The sequence below is a fragment of the Patulibacter americanus DSM 16676 genome, assembly GCF_000420025.1.
Lineage (GTDB): Bacteria > Actinomycetota > Thermoleophilia > Solirubrobacterales > Solirubrobacteraceae > Patulibacter > Patulibacter americanus.
This window is the reverse complement of the sequence record NZ_ATUD01000004.1, coordinates 155148-178831: the sequence shown is the minus strand read 5'-3', so window position 1 is coordinate 178831 and position 23684 is coordinate 155148. Positions and strand designations below refer to the sequence as shown.

Below are 23684 nucleotides of genomic sequence, written 5' to 3'. Positions count from 1 at the left end.
AGAGGCGCCAGCGCGCCAGGCCGATCTCCCCGCACCCGGCGGAAGTTCCCCGCCCACCGGCGCTTCGGGCCCGCCGCGCGACCGGGTCGGCACGGCGGTGCAGCGGGGCTCAGGCGGCCTCCCCTACCCTCGCGCTCGTGCGTCTGCTCTTCGTCTGCCTCGGGAACATCTGCCGCTCGCCCACCGCCGAGGGCGTCATGGCCGACCTGCTCGAGCGCGAAGGATTGGCCGACCGCGTCACGGTGGACTCCGTCGGCACGGGCGACTGGCACGTCGGCGGTCCCCCGGACGAGCGCGCCGTCGCCGCCGCCGCGCGGCGCGGGATCGCGCTCACGAGCATCGCCCGGCAGGTCACGCCGCAGGACCTGGAGGACGCCGACCTCGTGCTCGCGATGGACGAGAGGAACCGGCGCGACCTCCTCGCGCTCGCCCCCACGGACGCCGCGGGCGCGAAGGTCCGGCTGCTGCGCGAGTTCGATCCGGCCGCCGTCGGCACGGGCCAGCTCGACGTGCCCGACCCGTACCTCGGCGACGGGGACGGCTTCGCTGCGGTTCTCGAGCAGATCCAGGCGGCGTGCGCCGGGCTGCTGGAGGACCTGCGGCCGGCGCTCGCCGACGAGCGGCGCTGAACCGCCCGCCGGCCCGGTCGGCCCGGTGGTCGGCCGCGCACCGTCCGGCGCGGCCGCCGACCGCCCCGCCGCTCAGGCCGAGGCGGGCGCCGGGTCGGCGGGTGCGGCGTCGCCCGCCGAGCCCTGGAGCGCCGTGCGCTCCTTGACCGCGGCGCCGAGCCGGACGGCGACCTCGCTCACCGGGGCCGCCTCCTCCTCACGCCCGCCGTGGTGGCGCAGCGTGAGCGTGCGCTCCTCGGCCTCGCGGTCGCCGATGACCGCCATCAGCGGCTGCTTCGAGATCTCCGTCTCGCGGATCTTGCGGCCGACGGTCTCGGTGCGGTCGTCGACGACCACGCGCAGGCCGGCGGCCTTGAGCTCGGCCGCGATCTCGCGCGCCGCGTCCGCGTGGCGGTCCGAGACCGTCAGCAGCGTGAGGTGCGCCGGCTGGAGCCAGAAGGGCAGCTCGCCGCCCGTGTGCTCGAGCAGGATGCCGATGAAGCGCTCGTAGGAGCCCAGGAGCGCGCGATGCAGCACGACGGGCCGGTGCTCCGAGTTGTCCGCGCCGGTGTAGACGAGGTTGAAGCGCTCGGGCGCGAGGTAGTCGATCTGGACCGTGCCGAGCTGCCAGGAGCGGCCGAGCGAGTCGCGGAACTGGATGTCGATCTTCGGCCCGTAGAACGCGCCGTCGCCCTCGTGCACCACGTACGGGAGGTTGTTCGCGTCGAGCGCCGCGCGCAGGTCGCTCTCCGCCTTGTCCCACATCGCGTCGGAGCCCAGGCGGTTGTCCGGCCGCGTCGACAGCTCGTAGGTGAAGTCCTCCGGCGAGAACCCGAAGAGGTCGTACGTGTCCTTCGCGAACGCGAGGCAGTTCGTCACCTCCTCCTGGATCTGCTCCTCCATGACGAAGAGGTGACCGTCGTCCTGGCAGAACTGGCGCACGCGCATGAGGCCGTGCAGCGCGCCCGAGAGCTCGTTGCGGTGCAGCAGGCCCGGCTCGGAGAAGCGCACGGGCAGGTCGCGCCAGCTCCACCGCGTCTGGCGGTAGAGCTCGTAGTGGCCCGGGCAGTTCATCGGCTTGAAGCCCATGGTCGGCCCGTGCGGCTCCCCGTCCTCGTGCCCGTGCTCGGGGTCGTGCGTCGAGGTGAGGAACATGTCGTCGCGGTACTTGTCCCAGTGGCCCGACGTCTTCCACAGGGAGGCGTCGAACAGCTGCGGCGTCTTGACCTCGGTGTAGCCCCGGTCGTCGCCCATCTCGCGGGAGAGCCCGACGAGGTCGTTGAAGACGCGCGTGCCCGACGGGCTCCAGAAGGTCGAGCCCGGGGCGGCCTCGGAGAAGTAGAAGAGCCCGAGCTCCTTGCCCAGCTTGCGGTGATCCCGCTGGCGCGCGAGCTCGAGCCGCTCGAGGTACGCCGTCAGGTCCTTCTTCTTGAAGAACGCCGTGCCGTAGATGCGCACGAGCTGCTGGCGGTCGGAGTCGCCGCGCCAGTAGGCGCCCGCGAGGGACTGGAGCTTGAACGCGCCGATCCGCTTCGTGCCCGGGCCGTGCGGGCCGCGGCAGAGGTCCGTGAAGGGGCCGTTCGTGTAGAGCGAGACCGTCTCGACCGGCGCGTCGGCCGGGGCGTTCTTCACCAGGTCCTCGATCAGCTCCACCTTGTAGGGCTGATCCTCGGCCTTGAAGCGCTCCAGGGCGTCGGCGACGGAGACGTCCTCGCGCACGAAGTGCTCGTCGGCCTTGACGTGCTCCTTCATCTTCGCCTCGATCGCCGCGAAGTCGCCGTCGTTGAGGACGACGCCCTGCGGGAACTCGAAGTCGTAGTAGAAGCCGTTCTCGATCGGCGGGCCGATCGCGATCTTCGTCCCGGGATAGAGGTCGAGGATCGCCGCGGCGAGCACGTGGGCCGTGTCGTGGCGCAGCAGCTCGAGCGCCTCGTCGGAGCGCTCCGTGATGATCCCGATGTGCGCTCCCTCGGGCAGCGGCCGGTCGAGGTCGCGCTGCTCGCCGTCCACCGTGATCGCCAGCGCGGCCCGGGCGAGCCCCTCCCCGATGGCCATGGCCGCGTCGGCCCCCGTCGCCCCGTCGGGGAGCTCGAGCACCTTGCCGTCGGGAAGCGTCGCCTGCATGTCCTCCAGATTACGGGTGGGCCGCAGCCCGCGTGGCCGCGGGGCGACTTCGGGGCGCTCGTATGCTGCGGCGATGGACCACGAGCTGCTGCGCGCGGAGTTCCCCGTCTTCCAGGAGACGGCCTACCTGAACGCCGGGACGTGCGGACCGCTGCCCCGCGCGGCCGGCGCCGCCGCCGTGGGGCTGCTGCACGGCGCCGAGCACCAGGGGCGCGCGATGCCCCACTTCGAGACGATGCTCGCCGCCCAGGAGGAGCGCCGGGCGCGCTACGCCGAGGTGCTGCACGCCCGGACGGAGGACGTCGCGCTGACGACCGCCACGACGGACGGGATCGTCCACGTGCTCCAAGGGCTGTCGTGGCGGGCCGGCGACGAGATCCTGATCGCGGAGCAGGAGCACCCCGGTCTGCTGGGGCCGCTCGGCGTGCTCGTCCGCCAGCACGGCGTGGTGGTGCGCTCCGCACCGCTGGAGGACATCGTCGAGGCCGTCGACGCGAACACGAAGCTCGTCGCCTGCTCCCACGTGCGGTGGACCGACGGCGCGCTCGCGCCCGCCGGACTGGCCGAGGTCGGCCGGCAGATCCCCGTCCTGCTGGACGGCGCGCAGGGCCTGGGCGCCGTGCCCGTCGACGTCGAGGCGCTCGGCTGCGCGTTCTACGCCGCCCCGGGGCAGAAGTGGCTCTGCGGCCCGATCGGCACCGGCACGCTGTGGATCCATCCCGAGTGGCAGTCGCGGGTCGAGCCGCGGGCCGTCGGGTACCTCAACCTCGACACCCCCTCCGCCGGCCTCCAGTCCCGCCCGTGGCCCGACGGCCGCGGCCACGACGCGATCGCGACCTCCGCCGAGGTCACCGTCGCCGCGGTCCGCGCGATGGACGTGCTGGCGGACGTCGGCTGGGACGCCGTGCTCGAGCGTGCCGCGACGCTGGCGGGCACGCTCGCCGACCGCCTGGCCGAGAGCGGTCGCACCGTCGCCCCGCGCGGGCGCACCACGCTCGTGTCGTGGAGCGAGGCGGACCCGAAGGCCGCCGTCGCCCGGCTGAACGAGGCCGGCGTCGTCGTGCGCGACCTGCCGGGGACCGACCTGCTGCGCGCCTCGGTCGGCGCATGGAACGACGAGGGCGACCTCGACCGGCTGCTCGGGGCACTCGGGTAGGGGGCGACCCTGGTGGCCGCCCACGAGCCGGCGCCCCACCTTCGTCCCCCACCACCATTGCGCGGGCCACGCGCGTCCGCGAGCGTGCCGCCATGAGCACGAACCCCGAAGCCGTCGACCCCACCGCCGCTCCGGCCGCGCCGTCGCCGGCCGGTGACGAGGCCGACCAGCGCGCCGAGGTCCTGCAGGCCGCCGCCGCGCTCGTGGCCGCGTTCGGCGCGCACCGGACGGCGGACTACTTCGCGGCCTTCGCCCCCGAGGCGACGTTCGTCTTCCACGACGCGCCCGCGCCGCTGCCCGACCGCGCCGCGTACGAGGCGGAGTGGGCGGCATGGGAGGCCGACGGGTTCCGCGTGCAGGGGTGCGAGACGAGCGACACCGCCGTGCAGCTCGTGGCGCCCGGCGTCGCGGTCCTCACCCACGCGGTGCGCACGACGCTCGCCGGGGCCGAGGCGCCCACGGCGGAGCGCGAGACGATCGTGTTCCGCCGCGAGGACGACGGCCGCTGGCTCGCCGTCCACGAGCACCTCTCCACCGCGCCGACGGCGTAGGGCGCCCCTCAGCCGCCGTAGATCTCGGACCGGCGGTCGGCGTGCACGTCGTTGCGCGGGCCGATCGCCTTCGTGCGGGCGTCGTCGAGGCGACAGTCCGCCACGAGGACCGTCGACCGCCCCGACTGCGCCGGTCCCGCCAGCGGCCAGCCGTCGGGGTCGACGATCACGCTGCCGCCGACCCAGTCGACGCCGCGCTCGGTGCCGCAGCGGTCGGCCGCGGCGACGAACACGCGGTTCGCGCCCGCGCCGGCCTGCACGCGGACGACCTCCATCGGCCGCTCACCGGCGGGGCGCGGGGCGTCGGGCCAGTTCGTCGGGGCCGCGATGAGGTCGGCCCCCGCGAGGCCGACGAGGCGCACCCACTCCGGGAACTCGAGGTCGTAACAGACGAGCAGGCCGATCCGGCCGACCGCGGTGTCGACCACGGGCGGTGCGTCGTCGCCGGGGACGAAGACCTCGGACTCGCGGTCCCACAGGTGCGCCTTGCGGTAGACCGCGCGCAGCCCGGAGGGGTCCACGAGGACGGCGCTGTTGCGCAGCACGCCCGCGGCGTCCTGCTCGCAGAGGCCGCCGACGATGACGAGGTCGAGCTCCGCCGCCAGCGCCGACCAGGCGCGGACGGACGGGCCGTCGGCGGTGGACTCCGCCAGACCCGCGGCCTCCGCCACGTCGGCGAACACGTAGCCGCTGCGCACGAGCTCGGGCAGCACGACGATCCGGGCGCCGGCCGCGGCCGCCTCGCGGACCGCCCGCTCGGCGGCCGCGAGATTGTCGTCCGGCCGGCCGACGGCCAGCGCGACCTGGGCGACGGCGACGCGCGTCGTCCCGGGGTCGGCGGCCGTCGGGGCGTCAGCGGCGGTCGGTTCTTCAGCGGCCGTCTGGGCGTCGTCCGTCATCGTCTCTCCGTCCTCATGCCGCCAGCTCCGCCAGCGCCTCGGCGAGCACCCGGGTGGCCGCGGTGGCGTGCGCGGGCTCGATCGCCTCGTCGGGGTGGTGGCTCAGGCCGTCCCGGCACGGGACGAAGAGCATGCCGGTCGGGCAGACCCGGGCGACGTGGCCCGCGTCGTGGCCGGCGGGGCTCACGAGCTCGACCGCTTCCTCGCCCAGCCGTGCCGCGGCGGAGCGCAACGGATCCAGCACCGCGTCGTCGAACGCGATCGGTCCGTAGACCAAGCGGCGCTCGTCGATCTCGACGGTCAGGCCGAGGTCGCCCACGGCCTCCTCGATCGCCCGCACGGCAGCGGCCACGAGGGGCGCGGGGTCGTCGAGGTCGCCCGGGCGGACGTCGGCGACGAGGTGCGCCCGGCCCGGCACGACGGAGGGGGCGTTCGGGTCGAGCTCGAGCCGGCCGACGGTGACGCTCGCGGCGCCGTCCTCCTCTGCCACCCACGCCAGCGCCTCGATGACCCGCGCCGCCGCGCGTCCGGCGTCGAGGCGGCCCGTCATGCGCGAGCCGGCGTGCCCCTCCTTGCCGGCGATGCGCACGTCGAGCTGGCGGATCCCGCGGATCCCGCGGACGATGCCCACCGGCACGCCGCGGGCCTCGAGCTCCGGGCCCTGCTCGATGTGCAGCTCGAGGTACGCGGCGGGACGCGTGGCGCCCGGCTCCTCGCCCGTCGACCACCCGAGGCGGTCGAGCTCCGCCCCGTAGGTCGGGCCGTCGAAGGCCTGGAGCGCACGGACCTCGTCCAGCGGGGTGACGCCGGCGAACGCCGCTGAGCCGGTGCAGAAGCGCGGGAACCGCCCACCCTCCTCGTTGCTCCACACGACGATGTCGATCGGCGCGGCGCTCTCCACGCCGGCGCGGTCGAGCGCCCGTACGGCCTCGAGCCCGGCGAGGACGCCGAGCACGCCGTCGAAGCGGCCGCCGTCGGGCTGGGTGTCGAGGTGGCTGCCGACGAGCACCGGCGCGCGCGACGGGTCCGTCCCCGCGCGCCGCAGGTAGAGGTTGCCCGCCCGGTCGGTTCGCGGGACCAGCCCGGCGGCGGCCGTCCAGCGCAGGAACAGCTCCCGGCCGGCGGCGTCCTCGTCCGTCAGCGCGAGCCGCCGCGAGCCGCCGGCGGGCGTCGCGCCGACCTCGGCCATCGCCATCAGGTCGGCCCAGAGAGCGTCCCCGTCGACGTGGGCCGCGACGTCGGCGCTCATCGGGCCGGGTCGCGGACGAGCTCGATCGTCGAGCAGTGGACGCCGCCGCCGTTCTTCTGGATCTCGTCGTACGGCACGGTGACGACCTCGATGCCCGCGCGCTCGAGCCGCTCGCCGGTGCGCGGGCTGCCCTCCGCCATCAGCACCCGCCCCGGCCGCAGGCACAGCAGGTTCAGGCCCCACTCCTCGCCCGGGGCGGCGGTGATCGTCTCGATGCCCAGCGCCTTCAGGTCCTCGAGCAGGTCGAACGGCAGCCCGGTCGGGTCGACGAGCGCACGCTCCGCGTCGACCATCGCGAGGTGCAGGTCGAGGTGGATGCTGTAGCCCGGGATCGGCACGAGCCGCAACTCGACGCCCTGCAGCGCCAGCAGGGTGCGCAGCTGCTCCGCGCCCGCCCGGTTGCAGCGGATGGAGGTGCCCAGGAGCGCCAGGTCGCGGCGGAGCTTCACGAAGCTCCCGCCCTCGAGCGTGCCCGTGCCCGTGATCGTGCCGAGGATCGGCATGCCCGCGTTCGCCAGTGTGCGGGTCGTGTGCGGCTCCTCGCCGCGGCGCATCCGCACGCCCATGCGGCCGACGATCGCGCCGCCCGGCACCGTGATGGACGGGTCGCGCGTGTAGACGGCCTTGACGTAGCCCCCGCCGAGCGGCGGCGCCACGTCGACCTCGATGCCCTCGGCCTGCAGCGCGGCGACCAGGCCCGCGTGCTGCTCGTGCACCAGGTCGAGGTCCGGCGCGGAGCGGTCCGTCCAGTACCAGCGGCCGTCGGGGTCGACGAGCGCGCCGCGCTCCGGGTCCCACGCGTCCTCGCGGACGGCGGCGAGCTCCTGGCCGGGCTGGCGGACGAGCACGCGGCGCAGCACGCCGACCTCGTCCTCGGCGCCCCAGCGGGCACCCCAGACCTCGGTCAGCTCGTCGTGGAAGGGCGGCTCGGCGGCCGTGGCCATCGCGGCCTGGTGGGCCTGGGCGGTCGCCTGCTGGGTGTCGGTGCTCATGCGGGGATCCTCTTCGGAGAGACGGTGGTGCGTGCGGGTCCGGTCACGGGACGAGCACGGTGCGCAGGCCGACGGCGGCCTGCAGGTCGGCGAGCGCGCCGTCGACCTGGTCGAGGGGGCGCCGGTCGCCCAGGAGGCGGTCCAGGGGGAGCCGCCCGGTGGCGTAGAGCCGAGCGATGCGCGGGAAGTCGACGTCGGGGACGCTCGAGCCGTAGTTGCAGCCCAGGACGCGCTTGCCCTGATCCGCGAGCACGAACGGGTCGAACGTGGCCTGCACGCCGGCACCCGGCATGCCGACGAGCACGGCGGCGCCGCCCCGCCCGGTCATGGCGATCGCGGACTCGATCGTGCGGCCGGAGCCGATGGCCTCGAACACGAAGTCGGCGCCGCCCGTGGCGCGCTGCACGTGCGCGGCCAGGTCCGGGTCGTCACCGCGCAGGGTGACGGTCGCGCCCAGGGAGCGGGCGACCTCGAGCCGCTCGTCCGACAGGTCGACGGCCACGATCGGGTCGGCCCCGACGAGCGCGAGCCCGAGCACGGTGGCCAGGCCGACGCCGCCGCAGCCGAGGACGACGGCGGAGCGGCCGGGCCGCACCTCGGCGGTGTTCGTGACGGCCCCGATGCCGGTCGTGACCGCGCAGCCGATGAGCGCGGCGACCTCGAACGGCACGTCGTCGGGGGCCCGCACGACCGCGGAGCGCGGAGCGACGACGAGCTCGGAGAACGTGCCGAGGCCGAGGTACGGTGCGACGACGGTGCCGTCGGGGCGGCTCAGGCGCGAGCTGCCGTCCGGCAGGACGTTCTCCAGCGCGCGGGTGTCCTCGCACAGCCATGCCTCGCCCGCCGAGCAGCGCCGGCAGGCGCGGCATGGGGCGAACCACGAGAGCATCACGCGGTCGCCCACCGCGAGTCCGCCGACGCCGGGACCGACGCGCTCGACGACGCCCGCGCCCTCGTGGCCGAGGACCGTGGGGCCGTCGACGGGCCAGCCGCCGTCGACGACGTGGAGGTCGGAGTGGCAGACGCCGCTGGCGTGGATCCGGACGAGCACCTCGCCCGGTCCGGGGTCGGCCAGGCGCAGATCCTCGAGCGCCAGCGGGGCGCCCGGGGTCGAGAAGACGGCGGCGCGGGTCGTCGTGCTCATGCGGGTGCCCCGGGGGCCGCGGTGGCGCCGCCGGTCGTGCCGGAGCCCCCGGTGGTGCCCGGCCCGCCGGTCGTGCCGGACCCACCCGTGGTGGCGGGTCCTCCGGGCGTGCCGGAACCGTCGTGCAGCGCCAGGCGGAGGGCCTCCTCGCTGGCGGCGATCGCCGGCTCCTCGGCGGCGACGTCGAGCGAGCGGGTCAGCACGAGGTAGACCACCGCGGTGACCGCGAGGCCGACGATCGCGGAGACGTCGATGTCACTGATCCAGCTCGCCACGAACCCGGTGTAGAACGACGTCACGAGGAACGGCAGCGTCACGAGCAGCCCGACGGCGTAGGCGACGAGGCCCCGCCACGCCCAGGCGCCGTAGATGCCCGTCGGCGTGAACAGGTCGGTGATGGCGTAGTGCCCGCGCCGGACCCAGAAGAAGTCGACGAGGTTCACCGCCGTCCACGGCACCAGGAGGTAGAGCATGATGATCAGCGTGTCGCCCAGGGCGGTGCCGTAGCTCTGGATGAGCCCGATGCCGACCACGGACCAGACCACGGCCAGCGCGAGGATCACGACGACGCGCAGCCGGCGGGTCGGCGTGATGGGCCGCAGCGAGTCGATGCCCGTGATCACGGTGAGCATGCCGCTGTAGGCGTTGAGCGCCATCGTGGCGACGAGCGCGGCGACGGCCAGCAGCGCCAGGACGGACCCGACCCAGCCCGCGATCTGGTTGCCGGCGTCGTGGATGCCGACCAGGGCGTCCGAGGCGCCCAGCTTCGAGGCGAGGAACGCGCCGATCGCGATCAGCCAGATTGCGGAGAGGGAGGCCCCGCCGAACACGGCGCCGACGATGGCGCCCGTCTTCGTGTCCTTCGGCAGATAGCGCGAGTAGTCCGACACGTACGGCGCGTAGGTCACGTTGTAGGACAGCGCCACCGTGAACTGGACCATGAACGCGACGAACGTGAAGTCGCCGGACACGGCCTTCGGGGTGTCGATGCCGCCCGTGACGATCGCGATCGTCAGCACGATCCAGAACGGGAACGAGATCACGAGCAGGACCTGGAACGCCCGGTGCAGCCAGTCGTGGCCGTAGATGGCGAGGACCACGGCGACCACGGTGATCACGAGCCCGACGATCGCGGCGTCCCAGCCATAGATCGCCGAGAGGCCCTCCTTGATGATCACCGTGTCGATCACGTTGAAGCCGACGAACGTGAAGACCGTGCCGAAGAGCGCGATCACCACGCCGCGATGGCCGAGCTGCGCGCGCGACTGGATCATCTGCGGCAGCCCGAGCACCGGCCCCTGCGAGGCGTGGAACGCCATGAACAGCGTGCCGCTGAGGATGCCGAGCGTGGCGGCGAGGATCGTCCACCAGAGCGAGAGCCCGAGCGCCGGGCCGACGAGCCCGATGGCGACGGTGAAGGGCTGGAAGTTGCCCAGGAACCAGAACGGTCCCTGCTGCCAGACGTGGCCGTGGCGCTCGTCCTCGGGCACGTAGTCGATGGAGCGCACCTCGACCCCGCGCAGCGCCCGGGGCGCGGAGGCGTCGGGGTCGCGGGCGCCCGGCGCGCTCGGTGGCGGGAGGGTCTCGGGGTGCGTCATGGTGCCGTGGTCCTTTTCGCGGGGCGGGGTGCGCCCGTCGTCGGGGACCACCCTCTCCGGACGAGCGTCACGCAGCAATGGGAGGCGCCCACGAAGATCGCGCTCTAAGTTGTGGTGTCGCATGAGCCCCCGTCTCCCGTCCTCCCCCGGCGGCCTCACGGTCGACGAGCTCCTGCAGGCCCCCGCCCTGCAGCTGCGGCTGCTGGCCGGCACGGACGGGGTCGGGCGCAAAGTGTCCTGGGCGCACGTGTCCGACCTCGAGGATCCGACCCCGTGGCTGCTCGGCGCGGAGCTGATCATGACCACGGGACTGGCGGTGCCGCGGCGGGCGGCCGAGCAGCGCGCCTACCTCGAACGGCTCGACGACGCGGGCGTCGCCGCGCTCGCGGTGTCCTCGGCCCTGCACGCCCCGCCGCTGAGCCGGACGATGCTCGCCGCGGCCGACGAGCGCGGGTTCCCGCTCATCGAGGTCCCCCTCTCCGTCCCCTTCATCGCGATCACGCAGGAGGCGGCGGCCGCGCTGCAGAGCGACCTCGGGCAGCGGCTCGGCGCGCAGCTGCAGGTCTTCGGGGCGCTGCGCTGGCTCGCGGCGGAGGATCTCGACCCCGCGGCCGTCTTCGCCCGGCTCGAGCAGCTGTCGGGCTACGACCTCTACGCCTGCACCCCGCAGCACCGGCCGCTGCTCCCGGGGATCGCCGTGCCGCCGCCGGCGCAGCTCGCGCTCCTGCCCGACCGCGCCGACGCCCCGCCGACGATCCCCGGCGGCTTCGTCGTCCCGATCGCGTCGGCAGGCGAGCCGGCGGCCGGCCACCTCGTCGTCCTCGAGCGCGAGGGCGCGCGACCCTCGGGACTGGCCGTGGTCCAGCACATGGCGACGGTCGCGGCCCTGCAGCTCACGATGCTCCGCCACCGCCAGGAGATCCTGCGCCGCGAGGGCGCGGAGACCCTGTCGGAGCTGCTGCACCTCGAGCACTCCCCCGCGGTCGTCCGCCGGCGCCTGGACCGCGCGGGGTTCGGCGCCGACGCCACGCTCGCCCTCGCCGCCGTGCGGCTCGAGGACGAGGACGGGCTCGAGACCGTCGTCGTCCGAGCCCTGGCCGAGCACGCCGGCCCCCACCTGGTGCTGCGCACGGCGGCCGACCTCTTCGTGCTCTTCGTCGACAGCGCGGCCCCGCGGCGGGCGCTCGAGTCGGTGCCCGGCCTGCGGGCCGGGGTGTCGCGTCCATTCACCGCGAACGAGCCGATGGCCGTCGCGCGGCGCGAGGCCACGGCCGCGGCGCTGGCCGCCCGTGCCACCGGCCGGGCGCTCGTGGTCTACGCCGACGACGCCACGAGCCGCTGGCTGCCCGACGACCCGGTCGGCCTCGCGGCGCTCGTCGAGCAGGTCCTCGGGCCGGCGCTCCGCTACGACGAGCAGCACGGCAGCGCGCTCGTGCCCTCCGCCCTGCGCTGGCTGGAGCGCGACCGGGCGACGTCGGCGGCCGCGGCCTCGCTGCACGTGCACGTCAACACCCTGGCCTACCGGCTACGACGCTTCGCCGAGCTGACGGGCCGGGACCTGGCGACCACCGCGGGGACGACCGAGGTCTGGCTGGCGCTCCGCGCGGCGCGCCAGCTCGGCCACGTGCTCTGAGGGGCGTACCCGGGGCCTCGGCACGCGCGTGCCCCCCCGGAGCCGACCCGTCCCCGAGGCGCGGCCCGCTCGGGGCGGCCGCCGCTCAGCGGCGGCGCTCGACGCGCCCGCGCAGGAGCGCGTCGAACTCGCGGGAGTACGCGGCCCCGAGGACGGACACCACGGCGCCGATCGCGAAGGCGACCCCGATCGCCGCGTGGTTCTCCACCGCGGCGAGGAACGCGAAGACGATCGCGAACGCCGTGAGGAAGAACGGGCGGGTGTTCTCGATGAGGTTCGTCGTGTTCTTCGCGATCTCGTGCACGTCGGTGTCGCGCAGGGCCTGGACCGTTGCGCTGGCGGCCTGCGAGGCGCGGTCGGCCGCGATCTTGGCGCCCTCGGCGGTGCGCTCGGCGGCCCGGGCGCGCATGCTCGGCCCGGCGGCGCCCGCGGCGGTCGCGCCGCCGGCGGGCTCCCCGTCGGCACCGCCGGCTGACGCCCCCGCGCTGGCGGCCCCCGCGCTCGCGGCCGCCGCGGCCGCTGCGGCGGCCGCTGACGCGGCGGCCGCGGCCTCGGCGGCGCGCACCTCGGCCTCGGACGGGCCGCGCGGGACGTCGATGTCCTCGATCGGGTGCGGCGGGGCCGACGCGGGGTGCGGCGGGGCGGCCGGGGTGCCGGAGACGTTGCCGGTCGGCGCGGGCTCGACCGGCGGGACGACGCGGGTCGGGGCGTCGGCTGCCGCCTCGAGGCGCTCGTCGTCGGGCCCGGGCAGGGGCTCGTCGGCGGGCGGGGTCGGGCGGTGCTCGTCGGCCATGCCCAGACCGTACCGCCGCCGCCGGGCGGCATCCCCGTCCGCGTGGGCCGCGTCGTGGGGTCGGGTCCACCCCGTATCGTGCCCGCGGATGCCCCGGCTGCGATCGATCCCCCGCAACGCGTGGCTCGCCTTCCTGGTCGTCCTGCTCGTCGGGGGCGGGATCCGGGCCCAGCAGGCGCTGGACCCGCAGCCCAAGCTCAGCCCGGACGCCCAGTCCTACACGGGGATCGCGCAGAACATCGCCAAGCGCGGGGAGTACACGGGCCGCACGCGCCGCGGCCCGGTGCCGAAGGAGTCGGAGCGCACCGGCGCCGAGATCCGGCGCGACGGCGAGGTCAAGGCCCTGCACTGGCCCCCCGCCACGCCGCACGTCTTCGCGCTCGCCTACGCGCTGGCGCCCGGGGAGCATCCGGCGTCGCGTCAGGACGTGGAGACGCTGCACTGGGCCCAATGGGGCATCTCGACCCTGACGATCGTGATGGCGTTCGCGCTGGGGTGGGCGCTCACGGGGGCCTGGACGGGCGTGGCCGGTGCCGCGATCGTCGCGCTCTACCCGCCGCTGGCGTGGGGACCCAGCTCGCTGCTCTCAGAGCCACTGGGGGCGTTCTTCGTCGTCTCCGCCTTCACGGCGCTCGCGTTCGCGTGGCGCCTGCGGAGCAGACCGTGGTGGGCGACCGCCGGCGCGCTGTTCGGCGCGGTCCTGCTCACCCGCACCGACCTGCTGTTCGTCCCGCTCTTCTGCGCGCTGATCGGGCTCGTCGTGCTCGGCAACACGGAGGGCTGGAAGCGCGGGATCCAGTCCGCGGCGCTGCTGCTCGCGTTCTGCGCGATCGTCGTGCTCCCCTGGACGATCTACGCCACCGGCAAGGCGGAGAAGCTCGTGCCCGTCACCACGGGCGGCGGCTCGGCGCTGTTCGTCGGCACGTTCCTCCCGGGCAACGGCTCGACGTTCGACATGAAGTTCGCGCTGAAGGACGAGATCGTTCGGCGCCACCCCATCTACGCCGATCGGCACTACACGCGGATCCCGGCCTCGGTGGTGCTCGACGACGTCGCCGCCCGCTACCCCGGGCTTGAACGCGACGCCGCGCTGTCGAAGGCCGCCAAGGAGAACCTGCGGGAGTACGCGCTGGGCGACCCGCTCTCGTTCGGCCAGATGATGGCGTTCAAGGCCGCGAAGATGTGGACCCGCTACGCCCGCGGCGGCTTCGACAAGACGCAGACGCAGTGGACCGTCCTCCACATCCTGATCGTCGTCCTCGCGGGCCTGGGGATCGTGTGGGGCGTCGTCCGCCGCCGCGACCCCGCCGTCGCGAGCATCGGCCTGGGCATCCTCATCGCCACGGGCGTCCACACGCTCGCCGTGGCGCACGGCCGCTACAACCTGCCGCTCATGCCGATCCTCATCGTCGGCGGCTGCGCCGGCTGGACGTGGGCGATCCGCGAGTGGCGGGACAGCCGTCGCGCCCGCAGCGCGGACCGGCCGGCCGAGCCCGCCGCCGACGCGCGGCCGCTCGAGACGTCGGCCGCCTGAGGGCGGGGCGTCCCGGCCGACGTAGGATCGCGGCCGTGCCCGCGATCCGCCCCTGCCGTCCCGACGAGCGCGACGAGATCCTCGAGATCATCAACGCCGCCGCCGAGGCGTACCGTGGCGTGATCCCGGCCGACCGCTGGCAGGAGCCGTACATGGACGCCGCGCACCTCGACGCGGAGATCGCGGCCGGCGTGACGTTCTCGGGCCGGGAGGACGACGACGGGACGCTCGTCGGCATCATGGGGATCCAGGCCGTCCGCGACGTCGACCTCATCCGCCACGCCTACGTGCGCCCCGGTCAGCAGGGCCGCGGCATCGGGGCCGAGCTCCTCGCCCATCTGCGCGCCCACACGGGCCGCCCGATCCTCATCGGCACCTGGGCCGCCGCGGACTGGGCCATCCGCTTCTACCGCCGCCACGGGTTCGAGCTCGTGCCCCGTGAGCGCGTCCCCGAGCTGCTCCGGACCTACTGGGACATCCCGGCCCGGCAGGTCGAGACCTCGGTGGTGCTCGCCTCGCCGCCGATCGCCGCCCGGTAGGCCGGCCCGAACAGCCCCGGATACGCGACGCCCGTGGGGACGGCCCCCCACAGAACGCGAACGGCCCGCGCTCTCGCGCGGGCCGTCGTCTCCAGAGGCACCGACCGGAATCGAACCGGTGTACACGGCTTTGCAGGCCGCTGCGTAGCCACTCCGCCACGGTGCCAGGGACCGGCAATGTACCGATTTCGCTCCCGCGGCCGCGGCCCGGAAGCCGGGCGACGCGGTGTGCGGCGTCCCGGGCGGCCCCGGCGGGGACCGCACGGCGCGTCTGGCGAGGCGCTGCTAATCTGCCGATCCGCAGCGCGCCATTAGCTCAGTTGGTTAGAGCGCACGCTTGACATGCGTGAGGTCACAAGTTCGAGTCTTGTATGGCGCACCTCGCAGGAACCGAAGGCCCCGCACCGCGGGGCCTTCGTCGTTCCGGGGACCGCGTCGACTCAGTCGGGCTCGACCACGGTCGTGGCACCGGACCACCGAAACGCCGGGGCGCGCGGGCCGCGCCGCACCCGCGCCCTCCGCCTACGGCCGGAGACCCGTGCCGAGCGCACCGAGGACGGTCGTCCTCCGGGCCCGACCCGGCCCCCGGACCACGAGCCAGCCGGGGCCCTCGCGGCGGGCGGTCAGCGGGAACATGACGCCGGGACCGTCGACGCGGACCGTGTCGGTCCCGGGGACGGGGACGGCCCCCGGCAACGGCGCGGCCTCGACGGCGGGGTTCTCCGCGTCCAGGAGGTACGCGGCCTGGTACTCGCGGCCCCGGTGCGCGATGCGCGCGGTGGAGACGGAGCGGAACGGCCGCCCGTTGAGGTCGGGCGTCCCGCGGGGCGGCGCGGCGAGCTCACGGCCCGCGCCGATCCGGACGGCCGGGTCCCCCGTGGTGTGGATCGCCCACGGGGACGGGGCCTCCGGTGTGGTCGGGCGCGACGCCAGCGCCTCCTCGCGGGTGCGCAGCTCGGCGTCGGCGTCCTGGATGGGCCGGCCCTCGCGGTCCAGGTAGGCGACGGGGCGGTCCTCCCGCAGCACGGCGACGACCGAGCGGAGCCCCGCGGGCAGACCGGGACCGGAGACCGGTCGCAGGACGCGGCCGTCGTACAGGCGCACCGCGGCGACGCGGGCGTCGACGACGGCAGTAAAGAACGTCCGCATCTCGTCGATCCTCCGGCCCGGGATGCTGGTCGTCGACGTGCTGTCCGCGATCACCGGGGCCCGGGACGACACCGCGTCGTCGTTGCAGCCGCCGCTGCTGATCAGCGACCGGTCGCCGCGCGCCTGGACGTCGGAGACGCACCAGCCCGCGCCGCCGATGGCCAGGTTCGGCGTGATCGCCACGGCGTAGCGGTCGGCCGGGACGCCCCGGCCCGGCACCGGGTTCGTCGGGGGCAGGCGGGTCTCGAGGCCCGGTGCCGGGCTGCTCCGCAGGCCGGTGATCGCCGCGGCGGTGGCGCTCCCGCCGACCGTCAGGCCGACGAGGGCCAGCACGAGCGGCCGGCTGCGCCATCCGCCCGCCCGGCGACGGGGTGCGGGAGCCGCGGCGGGCGCAGGGGCCGCGGCGCGGTCGGCCACGCTGCGGGTCAGCTGGGCGTGGAGGTCGTCGAAGGCGCTCATCGGGGTCCTTCCAGTCGGGCCCGCAGGGAGGAGAGCCCCCGGGCGACGCGCTTGCGGACAACGGCCTCGGAGCACGCGAGGCGCTCCGCGATCTCCGGGTAGGGACGCTCGTCGACGACGCGGGCGAGGATCGCCTCGCGCTGCGCGTCCGGCAGCGCGGCGAGGTGCTCGTGCAGCAGCGCCTCGTCCGTCGCCGAGGCGAGCTCGTCGACGCGCTCGAGGTCCTCGTCCTCGAGCGTGGTCCGCACGTGCCCCAGCCGCTGCCGGGCGGCCTGCTCGACCCGGCCACGGCGCAGGCTCTCGCGGAGCTTGTTCGCGGCGATGCCGAACAGCCAGCCGACGGCCGGGCCCTGCGCCGGGTCGTAGCGGTCGCAGCTCGCCACGACCGTCGCGAAGGTCTCGGCCGTCAGGTCGAACGCGACGTCGCGGCGACCCGTGCGGCGCAGGTGGAACCCGATGATCGCGCTCTGGTGGCGCAGGTAGAACGCCTCGAACGCCCGCTCGTCGCCGGCCACGACACCGGCCAGGAGCGCGGCGTCGTCGGGTGGGGAGTCTTTGGCCATCACTGGTAGTTGACCGCTGGCGGGATCCTGTGACCGATCGGCCGAGACTCGCACGGCGACGGGCGCCTGCCGGTCCCCCGCAGACCGCAGTCGGACGGCCGATGCGACCGCCTCCCACCGCTGGCACGCTCCGTTCCGTCCCCAGAACGACCGGAGCACCCATGTCCCGCACCACCCTCCTGCGCGCCGCCGCCACCGCCGGCGCGACCGCGACCCTCGCCCTCCTCGGCGCCTCGAGCGCCTCGGCGACCGTCGTCACCTGCGACACCGACACGTACGACACGCAGTCTCCGAACGCCCTGTCCGCCATGACGTCGGTCACCAGCGCCCGCGGCCTCAGCTGCGGCCAGGCGCTGCGCGTCGTGCGCCGCAACGCCCGCAAGGCCGGCATGACCGCCTACCGCGAGGGCGGCCGGTTCCGCCTGGGCGCGTACCGCTGCACGAACACGTTCCACGAGAACGAGCTGTACCTCGCGCGCTGCGTGCGCGGCGGCAAGGCGTTTCGTCTGAACTACGGCTCGTAGGGGCACAGGGGTCCCATGGCCACCGCCGATCTGACCGTCCTGGGCCTCGGCCGCGCCGAGGCCAGCGCCAGCGGGTACATCGCCGAGATCCAGCGCCGCCTGCGCGCGCAGGACCGCGTGCGGTTCCGCATGCACGCCATGGGCACCTCGCTCGAGGGCACCACGGCCGACATCCTGGCGGTGGTGGCCGAGCTGCACCGCGTGCCGCTCGACATGGGTCTCCCCCGCGCCTACTCCGTGCTCAAGCTTGACGAGCGCACGGACAAACCGGACCAGACGCTGGACGACAAGGTCCGCAGCGTCGAGGACCGGCTGGCTGCGGACGACGCGTCCGGCGCGTAGCGCCGCACGCCGTCCGCAACCGAGCCGGCCCGCGAGCCGAGCGCGCGGGCCGGCCGAGGCCGACGCGGCGGCGGATCCACTCCCCGCCGCGCCGGCCAGGGGTCAGCGGGTCGGCACGCCGTCCGTGGGCGGCGTGTTCTCCTCCCCCGTGTACTCCTCGACCGGGCCGTCGCCGTCGTCCGTGGTGAACGTGGGGCCGAAGTACTCCTGCTTCCCGCCCTTCACGACGTTGACGCGCGCCCCGGAGTACCCGGAGTGGTTGTCCTTCGAGTAGTTCATCGGGACGAACCCGGCGCCCTTCAGGCCGCCCTTCTGCAGCGTCTCGACGATGGACTCGCGGGTCAGCTCCTTGCCGTTCTTCTGCAGGGTCTCGGCGATGATGTAGCCGATCGACATGCCGTAGAGCGTCTGGCCGTCGAACGGCTTGCCGGCGTTGTACTTCGCCTGGACCTCGTCCTTGAAGAACTTGACCCACGGGTTGCTCGTGTCGTCCACGATCGGCAGGTAGTTCGTCGCCAGGAATCCCTCGAGCAGCGGCTCACCCTTCTTGCCCAGCGTCTCCGCGACCGCGCGGTAGTCCGCCCCGACGGAGGTGGAGATCCACTGGGGCTGGAACTGGATCCGTGCGGCGGTGCCGAGCGCCAGGGCGGTGAAGCCCGGGATCGTCGCCAGGTGCACGACCTCGCAGCCGGCAGCCTTCATCTTGCCGATCTGCGGGGCCAGGTTCGTGTTCGTGGTGACGTAGCGCTGGCGCTCCGTCAGGCCGTCCTTGCCGAGGACCGCCTCGAGCCCGCGCAGGGCGTCGGCGCCGAAGTCGTCGTCCTGTCCGAGCGCGCAGACCTTCTTGCCCGGCATTTCGGCCTTGATGTGGTTGGCCGCGATCTTCGACTCCACCGTGTAGTCGGGGTGGTAGCCGAACGTCGTCGGGTACTTGTCGGGCTGGTTCCACGAGCGGCTGCCCGAGGCCACGAACAGGTCCGGGACGCGGTTGCTCTTCAGGAAGTCCAGGACGCCCGTGTGGGTCGGGGTGCCCAGGCCGTTGAGGACCGCGAAGACCTTGTCCTGGAGCACGAGCTCGCGGACGACCTTCTGGGTGTTGGCGGGGTTGTAGCCGTCGTCCTTGATCTTGTAGACGAGCTTGCGGCCGTGGATGCCGCCCTTCTCGTTGACGTAGTCGAAGTACGCCTTCGTGGCGGGCGAGATCACCGCGTAGCCGGCCGCGGCCGGCCCGGTCAGCGGCTGGTGCGTGCCGAACGTGACCTCGGTGTCGGTCACGCCGGGTGAGGGGGCGCTGCTGCCGCCTCCGCCCCCGCCCCCGTCGTCCCCGCCGCAGGCGGTCAGCCCGACGGCGAGGGTTCCGACGGCGAGCAGGGACGCGAGGCGCCGCGTGCGGTTTCGGTCAGACATCGATCACTCCGTGGTTGTGGAAGGGGATCCGGACGAGGGGGTGCGCGGGCGCGCGGGGTCCGCGGCGGGCTCGGGCCCGCTCGGGCCCGAGGCGTCGGGGCGGTCGGCGTCGACGCCGGGGCCCGGTGCGGCCGGCCCGGCGGGCCCGACGTCGGCGGGGCCCGATGCCGCGGGCCGGCGGCCGCGCAGGCGCCGCACGAGGGCCACGAGCAGGCCCTGGATGCCGCCGGGGACGGCGAGCATCACGCCGATCACGATCAGGCCGAAGACGCCGATGGCGAGGTTGCCGTCCAGCCGCTCCGCGAGGTTCGAGGAGACGGGCATCGCCTCGGCCAGCGAGTCGGCCAGGTCCGGCAGGACGACGATCAGGATCGCCCCCCACACCGCGCCCGCGAGGCTGCCGAGCCCGCCGATCACGACGGCCATCAGCAGGAACAGCGAGAACGTCAGCGAGAACGCTCCCGGGGCCACGCTCTGGGTCAGGACCGCGAGCAGGCCGCCGCCGAGTCCGGCGGTCGCGGCGCTGAGCACGAACGCGCCGACCTTCGTGCGGGCGACGTCGATGCCGGAGAGGCGCGCGGCGACCTCGTCGTCGCGGATCGCCCGCATCTGCCGGCCGGGCCGCCCGTGCACGACGTTGGCGAGGACGAACACGGTGAGGATCGCCGCGGTCAGCGTGATCCACGCCTGCCAGCGCTCGAACGGGAACGCCGCGCCGAGGCCCACCGGCGGCGGGTCGACGGTGACGGAGAGCCCCTGGTCGCCGCCGAGGGTGCCGGCGAACGTCGTCGTGATCGCGGGGACCACGATCACGAGCGTCAGGGTCAGGCCCGCGAGGTACGGACCGTGCAGCCGCGCGCCGGCGAGCCCGAGGACGAACCCGACGACCATGGTCGCGAGGATCGCCGCCACGAGCGAGACGACCAGCAGCGGGATGCCGGTGGTGCCCCCGTCGACGAGCTTGTCCGAGACGAGCGCGTAGGCGTAGGCGCCCGTGGCCATGAGCGCCCCGTGGCCCAGCGAGAGCTGGCCCGTCAGGCCGACGAGGACGGTCAGACCGGCCGTCGCACAGACGTAGGCGCCGGCCGTGGCCAGCTGGTAGTTCCGGTAGGGCGGCAGCAGGTACGTCAGCAGGAGCAGCAGCAGCGCCGCGAGGACCGCGAGCAGCAGGTGCCGCGGCAGCGTGTGGGTGCGGAGGTACGCCACGTCAGACCTGCCGCGCCGTCGTCGAGGCGAACAGCCCGTTCGGCCGCAGGAGCAGCACGCCGATCAGCAGCACGAGGATCGCCACGGCGGAGAGGTCCCCGTCGGCGTAGCCGCTGACGTAGGAGAGGACGAGCCCCACGACGAGCCCGCCGACGACCGCGCCGGCCGGACTGTCGAGCCCGCCGACGACGGCCGCGGTGAACGCGTAGACGAACACGAGGTCCGTGGAGTGCGGGTGCGCCCCGAACTCCGTCGGCACCACGAGCATCGCCGCGAGCGCGCCGACCGCGGCGGCCAGCGCCCAGCTCAGGGTGAGCATCCGCCCGACGTTCACGCCCAGCAGCCGGGACATGTCGGGGGCGAACGCCGCGGCCCGCATCCGCAGGCCGATGTCGGTCCGGGTGAAGACGAGCGCGAGGCCCACCATCACCAGGAGCACGGTGCCGAACACGAAGAGGTCGTAGGGGGAGAGCAGCGCGGTGCCCCCGATCTCGATCGACTCGCGGCTGAACGGGACCTGCATGGCGCGGTAGCGGCTGCCGTAGACGATCCCCAGGATCGAGTGGATCACGAGCACGAGGCCGAGGGCGACGATCACCGCGTTCAGCGGCGAGCGGACGTCGACGAAGCGCATCAGGCCGCGCTCGACGATCGCCCCGAGGACGAGGCCGCCGAAGACCGCGGCGACGAGCCCGAGCCAGTAGGAGTCCGACGCCGCGGTGACGCTGTAGCCGAGGTACGTCGTCGCCGCGGCCATCGCGCCCTGGGCGAAGTTCACGATCCGGGTGCCGCGCCAGATCAGGACGAGCGCCAGCGCGAACGCGGCGAACACCGCCCCGCGCGCCAGGCCGTCAACGGTCAGGAAGAGGAAGCGGTCCATGTCAGAAGCCCAGGTAGGTGTGGCGGAGGTCCTCGTCGGCGGCGAGCGTGGCCGCGTCCGTGGCGGCGACGACCCGCCCGAGGGAGAGGACGACGCCGGTGTCGGCGATGGAGAGCGCGCTGCGGACGTTCTGCTCGACGAGCAGCACGGTCAGCCCCGTGTCGTCCCGCAGCCGCCGGAGCAGCGCCATGATCTGCGCGGTCACCTTCGGCGCGAGCCCCAGCGAGGGCTCGTCGAGCAGGAGCAGCCGCGGTCGCGCGACGAGCGCGCGGCCCACGGCGAGCATCTGCCGCTCGCCGCCCGAGAGCTGGTGGCCGGCGCTCTTGCGCCGCCGGGCGAGCGGCTCGAAGAGCTCGAACACCTCGGCGGTCGCCTTCCGGCCGTCGGCCTTGTCGCGCCGCCAGGAGTGGCCGAGCCGCAGGTTCTCCTCGACCGTCAGCTCCGTGATGACGCCGCGGCCCTCGGGCACGTGGGCGATCCCGTGGCGGACCATGTCCTGCGTGCGCACGCCGCGCAGATCGGTGCCGTCCATGCGGACCTCGCCGGCGGTGGCGCCGACGACGCCGCAGAGCGCCCGCAGCAGCGTCGTCTTGCCGGCGCCGTTCGCGCCGACGACGGCGGCGATGGAGCCGGGAGCGACCTCGAGGTCGACCTCCTGCAGGACGGGTGCGGCGCCGTAGCCGGCGGTGAGGCCGCGGACGGAGAGCAGCGCGTCGGGCATCAGGACTCCACCTCGACGTCGGCGCCCAGGTACGCCTCGGCGACGCGCTCGTCCTTGCGGATCTCGTCCGGCGTGCCGCGCGCGATGACCCGGCCGAAGTCCAGGACCACGAGCGCGTCGCACACCTGCATGACGAGGTCGACGTGGTGCTCGACGAGCATCACGGAGCAGTCCGCCCCCGTGCGCGTGGGCATGGAGCCGATGACGCGCACGAGGTCGTCGATGTCGTCCTGGCCCAGGCCGCCGGCGGGCTCGTCGAGCAGCAGGAGGCGCGGCTCGGCCATCAGCGCCCGGGCCAGCGCGGCCCGCTTGCGCACCGCGTAGGGCAGCGTGGCCGGCGAGGCGTCCGCCACGTCGTTCAGCCGGAACTCCGTGAGCAGCTCACGGGCGCGGTCGCGCAGCTCGCGCTCGTCGCGGTCGGCACGCGGCAGCGCCAGCAGCGCGGAGCCATAGCCCGCACGGGCGCGGTTCGTCGCCCCGGTCACCACGTTCTCGAGGACCGTCTGCCCGTCGAACAGGCCGAGGCCCTGGAGCGTGCGGGCGACCCCCTGCGCCGCGAGGCGGTGCGGCACCGGCCGCAGGCGCTCCCCGTCGAGCTCGAGCGTCCCGGTGGCGGGGCGGACGAAGCCGCAGACGACGTTGAAGAGCGTCGTCTTGCCGGCGCCGTTGGGACCGATCACCCCCACGACCTGACCGGCGGGCACGTCGAAGGAGACGTCCTCGAGGGCCATGAGCCCCCCGAAGCGCACCGTCACCCCCTCGACGCGCAGGCGCGGCGGGACGCCGTCTGTGCGCTGCATCACGGCATTCATGCACGGCGAGTGTAGGTAGTTCGGCGGGCCTGTGGGAAAACTTTGTGGCGCCTCCCCGCTCGACGGACGCGGCGAGGACGCACTTCCCTCCGACCCGGTCGATCTGGCAGTCTCGCCCGCCATGGACGCGACGCCGCCGATCAACAGCGACGGCCGCCTCGCGCGCCGGGAGCGCACCCGTCAGGCGATCGTGGCGGCCCACATGGCGCTGGTCGAGGAGGGCGACGTCAGCCCCACGGGCGCCCGGATCGCCGCCCGCGCCGACGTGTCGGTGCGCACCTTCTGGCTCACGTTCGACGACATGGACCAACTGTTCGACGCCGTCGGACAGGCCGTCCTCCTGCGCATGCAGGACGAGCACCGCCCCATCCCGGCCGGGCTCCCCCTCCCCGAGCGCATCGACGCCTACTGCCGCGAGCGGGCCCGTCTGCTCGAGCTGATCGGCCCCTACGCGCTGGCCTCGGCCCGCCGGGCCCCGTTCTCCGCCGTGCTGCGGTCCTACGAGCGCGAGCACGTGCAGCGCTTCGCCGCCGAGATCGAGGAGCTGTTCGCCGCCGAGCTGCCCGAGGACGCGGCGACCCGCCTGCCCTACGTCCAGGCGATGACCGTCGCCACCTCGTGGGCCTCGTGGTCGACCTCCCGCGGGCCGCTGGGTCTCGACGTCGCGGGGGCGACCACGGTGCTCGCGCGGACGATCACGGACGTGCTCGCGGCGGCGGCCCGGGAGCGCGAGCGGCTCGACCCCGAGCCCTACGACGTTTGACGGACGGCCGGCCGGGTATGAGCACCTCCGTCCCGCGA

23 protein-coding genes and 2 tRNA genes are annotated in these 23684 nt (G+C 74.6%); 10 read left to right on the top strand and 15 right to left on the bottom strand.

The features are described 5' to 3' along the window. Nucleotides 1-137 precede the first annotated feature (137 nt). Nucleotides 138-629, top strand: coding sequence for a low molecular weight protein-tyrosine-phosphatase (locus F593_RS0109255; RefSeq protein ID WP_022928470.1), 492 nt, complete (start codon nucleotides 138-140; stop codon nucleotides 627-629). Between the two features lie 72 nt (nucleotides 630-701). On the opposite strand, the gene thrS is transcribed toward F593_RS0109255, so the two are convergent. After that, nucleotides 702-2732 carry a threonine--tRNA ligase gene (gene thrS, locus F593_RS23810; protein WP_022928469.1) on the bottom strand — a complete coding sequence of 677 codons (2031 nt, stop codon included), beginning with the start codon at nucleotides 2730-2732 and terminating at the stop codon, nucleotides 702-704. Nucleotides 2733-2805: 73 nt separating this feature from the next. Here thrS and F593_RS0109245 point away from each other — a divergent pair, with 73 nt between their 5' ends. Both F593_RS0109245 and F593_RS0109240 read left to right on the top strand, forming a co-directional pair. Next, a complete protein-coding gene (locus tag F593_RS0109245) occupies nucleotides 2806-3888 on the top strand; it encodes an aminotransferase class V-fold PLP-dependent enzyme (protein ID WP_022928468.1) in 1083 nt (360 codons plus the stop codon). Between the two features lie 92 nt (nucleotides 3889-3980). Further along, nucleotides 3981-4439, top strand: coding sequence for a nuclear transport factor 2 family protein (locus F593_RS0109240; protein ID WP_022928467.1), 459 nt, complete (start codon nucleotides 3981-3983; stop codon nucleotides 4437-4439). An 8-nt stretch (nucleotides 4440-4447) separates the two neighbouring features. On the opposite strand, the gene F593_RS23805 is transcribed toward F593_RS0109240, so the two are convergent. Genes F593_RS23805 through F593_RS23800 form a run of 5 tightly spaced genes read right to left on the bottom strand, consistent with a single transcriptional unit; the run spans nucleotide 4448 to nucleotide 10321 of the window. After that, nucleotides 4448-5338 (bottom strand): nitrilase-related carbon-nitrogen hydrolase, encoded by an 891-nt coding sequence (locus F593_RS23805; protein WP_022928466.1) that lies wholly within the window; start codon nucleotides 5336-5338, stop codon nucleotides 4448-4450. A 13-nt stretch (nucleotides 5339-5351) separates the two neighbouring features. Then, nucleotides 5352-6587, bottom strand: coding sequence for a hydantoinase/carbamoylase family amidase (locus F593_RS0109230; protein WP_022928465.1), 1236 nt, complete (start codon nucleotides 6585-6587; stop codon nucleotides 5352-5354). Beyond that, a complete protein-coding gene (locus tag F593_RS0109225) occupies nucleotides 6584-7579 on the bottom strand; it encodes a dimethylarginine dimethylaminohydrolase family protein (RefSeq protein ID WP_022928464.1) in 996 nt (331 codons plus the stop codon). Before F593_RS0109225 ends, F593_RS0109230 begins: the two co-directional genes overlap by 4 nt. Before the next feature lie 43 nt (nucleotides 7580-7622). Next, nucleotides 7623-8723: an alcohol dehydrogenase catalytic domain-containing protein gene (locus F593_RS0109220; RefSeq protein WP_022928463.1), complete on the bottom strand. Its 1101-nt coding sequence runs from the start codon at nucleotides 8721-8723 to the stop codon at nucleotides 7623-7625. After that, on the bottom strand, nucleotides 8720-10321 hold the full coding sequence (locus tag F593_RS23800) for a purine-cytosine permease family protein (protein ID WP_022928462.1): 1602 nt from the start codon (nucleotides 10319-10321) through the stop codon (nucleotides 8720-8722). Before F593_RS23800 ends, F593_RS0109220 begins: the two co-directional genes overlap by 4 nt. Nucleotides 10322-10442: 121 nt before the next feature. Here F593_RS23800 and F593_RS0109205 point away from each other — a divergent pair, with 121 nt between their 5' ends. Beyond that, on the top strand, nucleotides 10443-11954 hold the full coding sequence (locus F593_RS0109205; RefSeq protein ID WP_022928460.1) for a PucR family transcriptional regulator: 1512 nt from the start codon (nucleotides 10443-10445) through the stop codon (nucleotides 11952-11954). A gap of 85 nt (nucleotides 11955-12039) precedes the next feature. On the opposite strand, the gene F593_RS28060 is transcribed toward F593_RS0109205, so the two are convergent. Further along, on the bottom strand, nucleotides 12040-12747 hold the full coding sequence (locus F593_RS28060; RefSeq protein WP_022928459.1) for a hypothetical protein: 708 nt from the start codon (nucleotides 12745-12747) through the stop codon (nucleotides 12040-12042). 88 nt (nucleotides 12748-12835) lie between these two features. On the opposite strand from F593_RS28060, the gene F593_RS0109195 reads away from it, so the two are divergent. Together F593_RS0109195 and F593_RS0109190 are read left to right on the top strand one after the other, a co-directional pair. Beyond that, a complete protein-coding gene (locus F593_RS0109195; protein ID WP_022928458.1) occupies nucleotides 12836-14281 on the top strand; it encodes an ArnT family glycosyltransferase in 1446 nt (481 codons plus the stop codon). 35 nt (nucleotides 14282-14316) lie between these two features. After that, a complete protein-coding gene (locus tag F593_RS0109190) occupies nucleotides 14317-14820 on the top strand; it encodes a GNAT family N-acetyltransferase (RefSeq protein WP_022928457.1) in 504 nt (167 codons plus the stop codon). 95 nt (nucleotides 14821-14915) lie between these two features. Here F593_RS0109190 and F593_RS0109185 read toward each other — a convergent pair. After that, nucleotides 14916-14986: transfer RNA gene (locus tag F593_RS0109185), tRNA-Cys, on the bottom strand. A 139-nt stretch (nucleotides 14987-15125) separates the two neighbouring features. Here F593_RS0109185 and F593_RS0109180 point away from each other — a divergent pair. Next, nucleotides 15126-15199 (top strand) — tRNA-Val (locus F593_RS0109180). A gap of 143 nt (nucleotides 15200-15342) precedes the next feature. Here F593_RS0109180 and F593_RS0109175 read toward each other — a convergent pair. Together F593_RS0109175 and F593_RS0109170 are read right to left on the bottom strand one after the other, a co-directional pair. Further along, complete coding sequence (locus F593_RS0109175) at nucleotides 15343-16428, bottom strand: hypothetical protein (RefSeq protein WP_022928456.1); 1086 nt, start codon at nucleotides 16426-16428, stop codon at nucleotides 15343-15345. After that, nucleotides 16425-16991 carry an RNA polymerase sigma factor gene (locus F593_RS0109170; RefSeq protein WP_022928455.1) on the bottom strand — a complete coding sequence of 189 codons (567 nt, stop codon included), beginning with the start codon at nucleotides 16989-16991 and terminating at the stop codon, nucleotides 16425-16427. Before F593_RS0109170 ends, F593_RS0109175 begins: the two co-directional genes overlap by 4 nt. A 161-nt stretch (nucleotides 16992-17152) precedes the next feature. Between F593_RS0109170 and F593_RS0109165 the strand changes: the two genes are divergently transcribed. Both F593_RS0109165 and F593_RS0109160 read left to right on the top strand, forming a co-directional pair. Beyond that, nucleotides 17153-17515 carry a hypothetical protein gene (locus F593_RS0109165; RefSeq protein ID WP_028721558.1) on the top strand — a complete coding sequence of 121 codons (363 nt, stop codon included), beginning with the start codon at nucleotides 17153-17155 and terminating at the stop codon, nucleotides 17513-17515. A 15-nt stretch (nucleotides 17516-17530) separates the two neighbouring features. Further along, nucleotides 17531-17857: an MTH1187 family thiamine-binding protein gene (locus F593_RS0109160; protein WP_028721557.1), complete on the top strand. Its 327-nt coding sequence runs from the start codon at nucleotides 17531-17533 to the stop codon at nucleotides 17855-17857. A gap of 102 nt (nucleotides 17858-17959) precedes the next feature. Here the strand turns inward: F593_RS0109160 and F593_RS0109155 are convergent, their stop codons facing one another. From F593_RS0109155 to F593_RS0109135, 5 genes are read right to left on the bottom strand one after another with little or no spacing between them, the layout of a single operon-like run. Beyond that, nucleotides 17960-19264, bottom strand: a complete 1305-nt coding sequence (locus F593_RS0109155) for an ABC transporter substrate-binding protein (protein ID WP_051160477.1) — start codon at nucleotides 19262-19264, stop codon at nucleotides 17960-17962. A 3-nt stretch (nucleotides 19265-19267) separates the two neighbouring features. Further along, on the bottom strand, nucleotides 19268-20470 hold the full coding sequence (locus F593_RS23790; RefSeq protein ID WP_022928454.1) for a branched-chain amino acid ABC transporter permease: 1203 nt from the start codon (nucleotides 20468-20470) through the stop codon (nucleotides 19268-19270). 1 nt (nucleotide 20471) lies between these two features. Next, nucleotides 20472-21350 (bottom strand): branched-chain amino acid ABC transporter permease, encoded by an 879-nt coding sequence (locus tag F593_RS0109145; protein ID WP_022928453.1) that lies wholly within the window; start codon nucleotides 21348-21350, stop codon nucleotides 20472-20474. Between the two features lies 1 nt (nucleotide 21351). Further along, nucleotides 21352-22071 (bottom strand): ABC transporter ATP-binding protein, encoded by a 720-nt coding sequence (locus F593_RS0109140; protein WP_022928452.1) that lies wholly within the window; start codon nucleotides 22069-22071, stop codon nucleotides 21352-21354. Next, nucleotides 22071-22883, bottom strand: coding sequence for an ABC transporter ATP-binding protein (locus F593_RS0109135; RefSeq protein WP_022928451.1), 813 nt, complete (start codon nucleotides 22881-22883; stop codon nucleotides 22071-22073). The genes F593_RS0109140 and F593_RS0109135 overlap by 1 nt, the downstream gene beginning before the upstream one ends. A gap of 121 nt (nucleotides 22884-23004) precedes the next feature. Between F593_RS0109135 and F593_RS23785 the strand changes: the two genes are divergently transcribed. Further along, entirely contained in the window at nucleotides 23005-23646 is a 642-nt protein-coding gene (locus F593_RS23785) for a TetR/AcrR family transcriptional regulator (RefSeq protein ID WP_022928450.1), read from the top strand. Nucleotides 23647-23684: the final 38 nt, after the last annotated feature.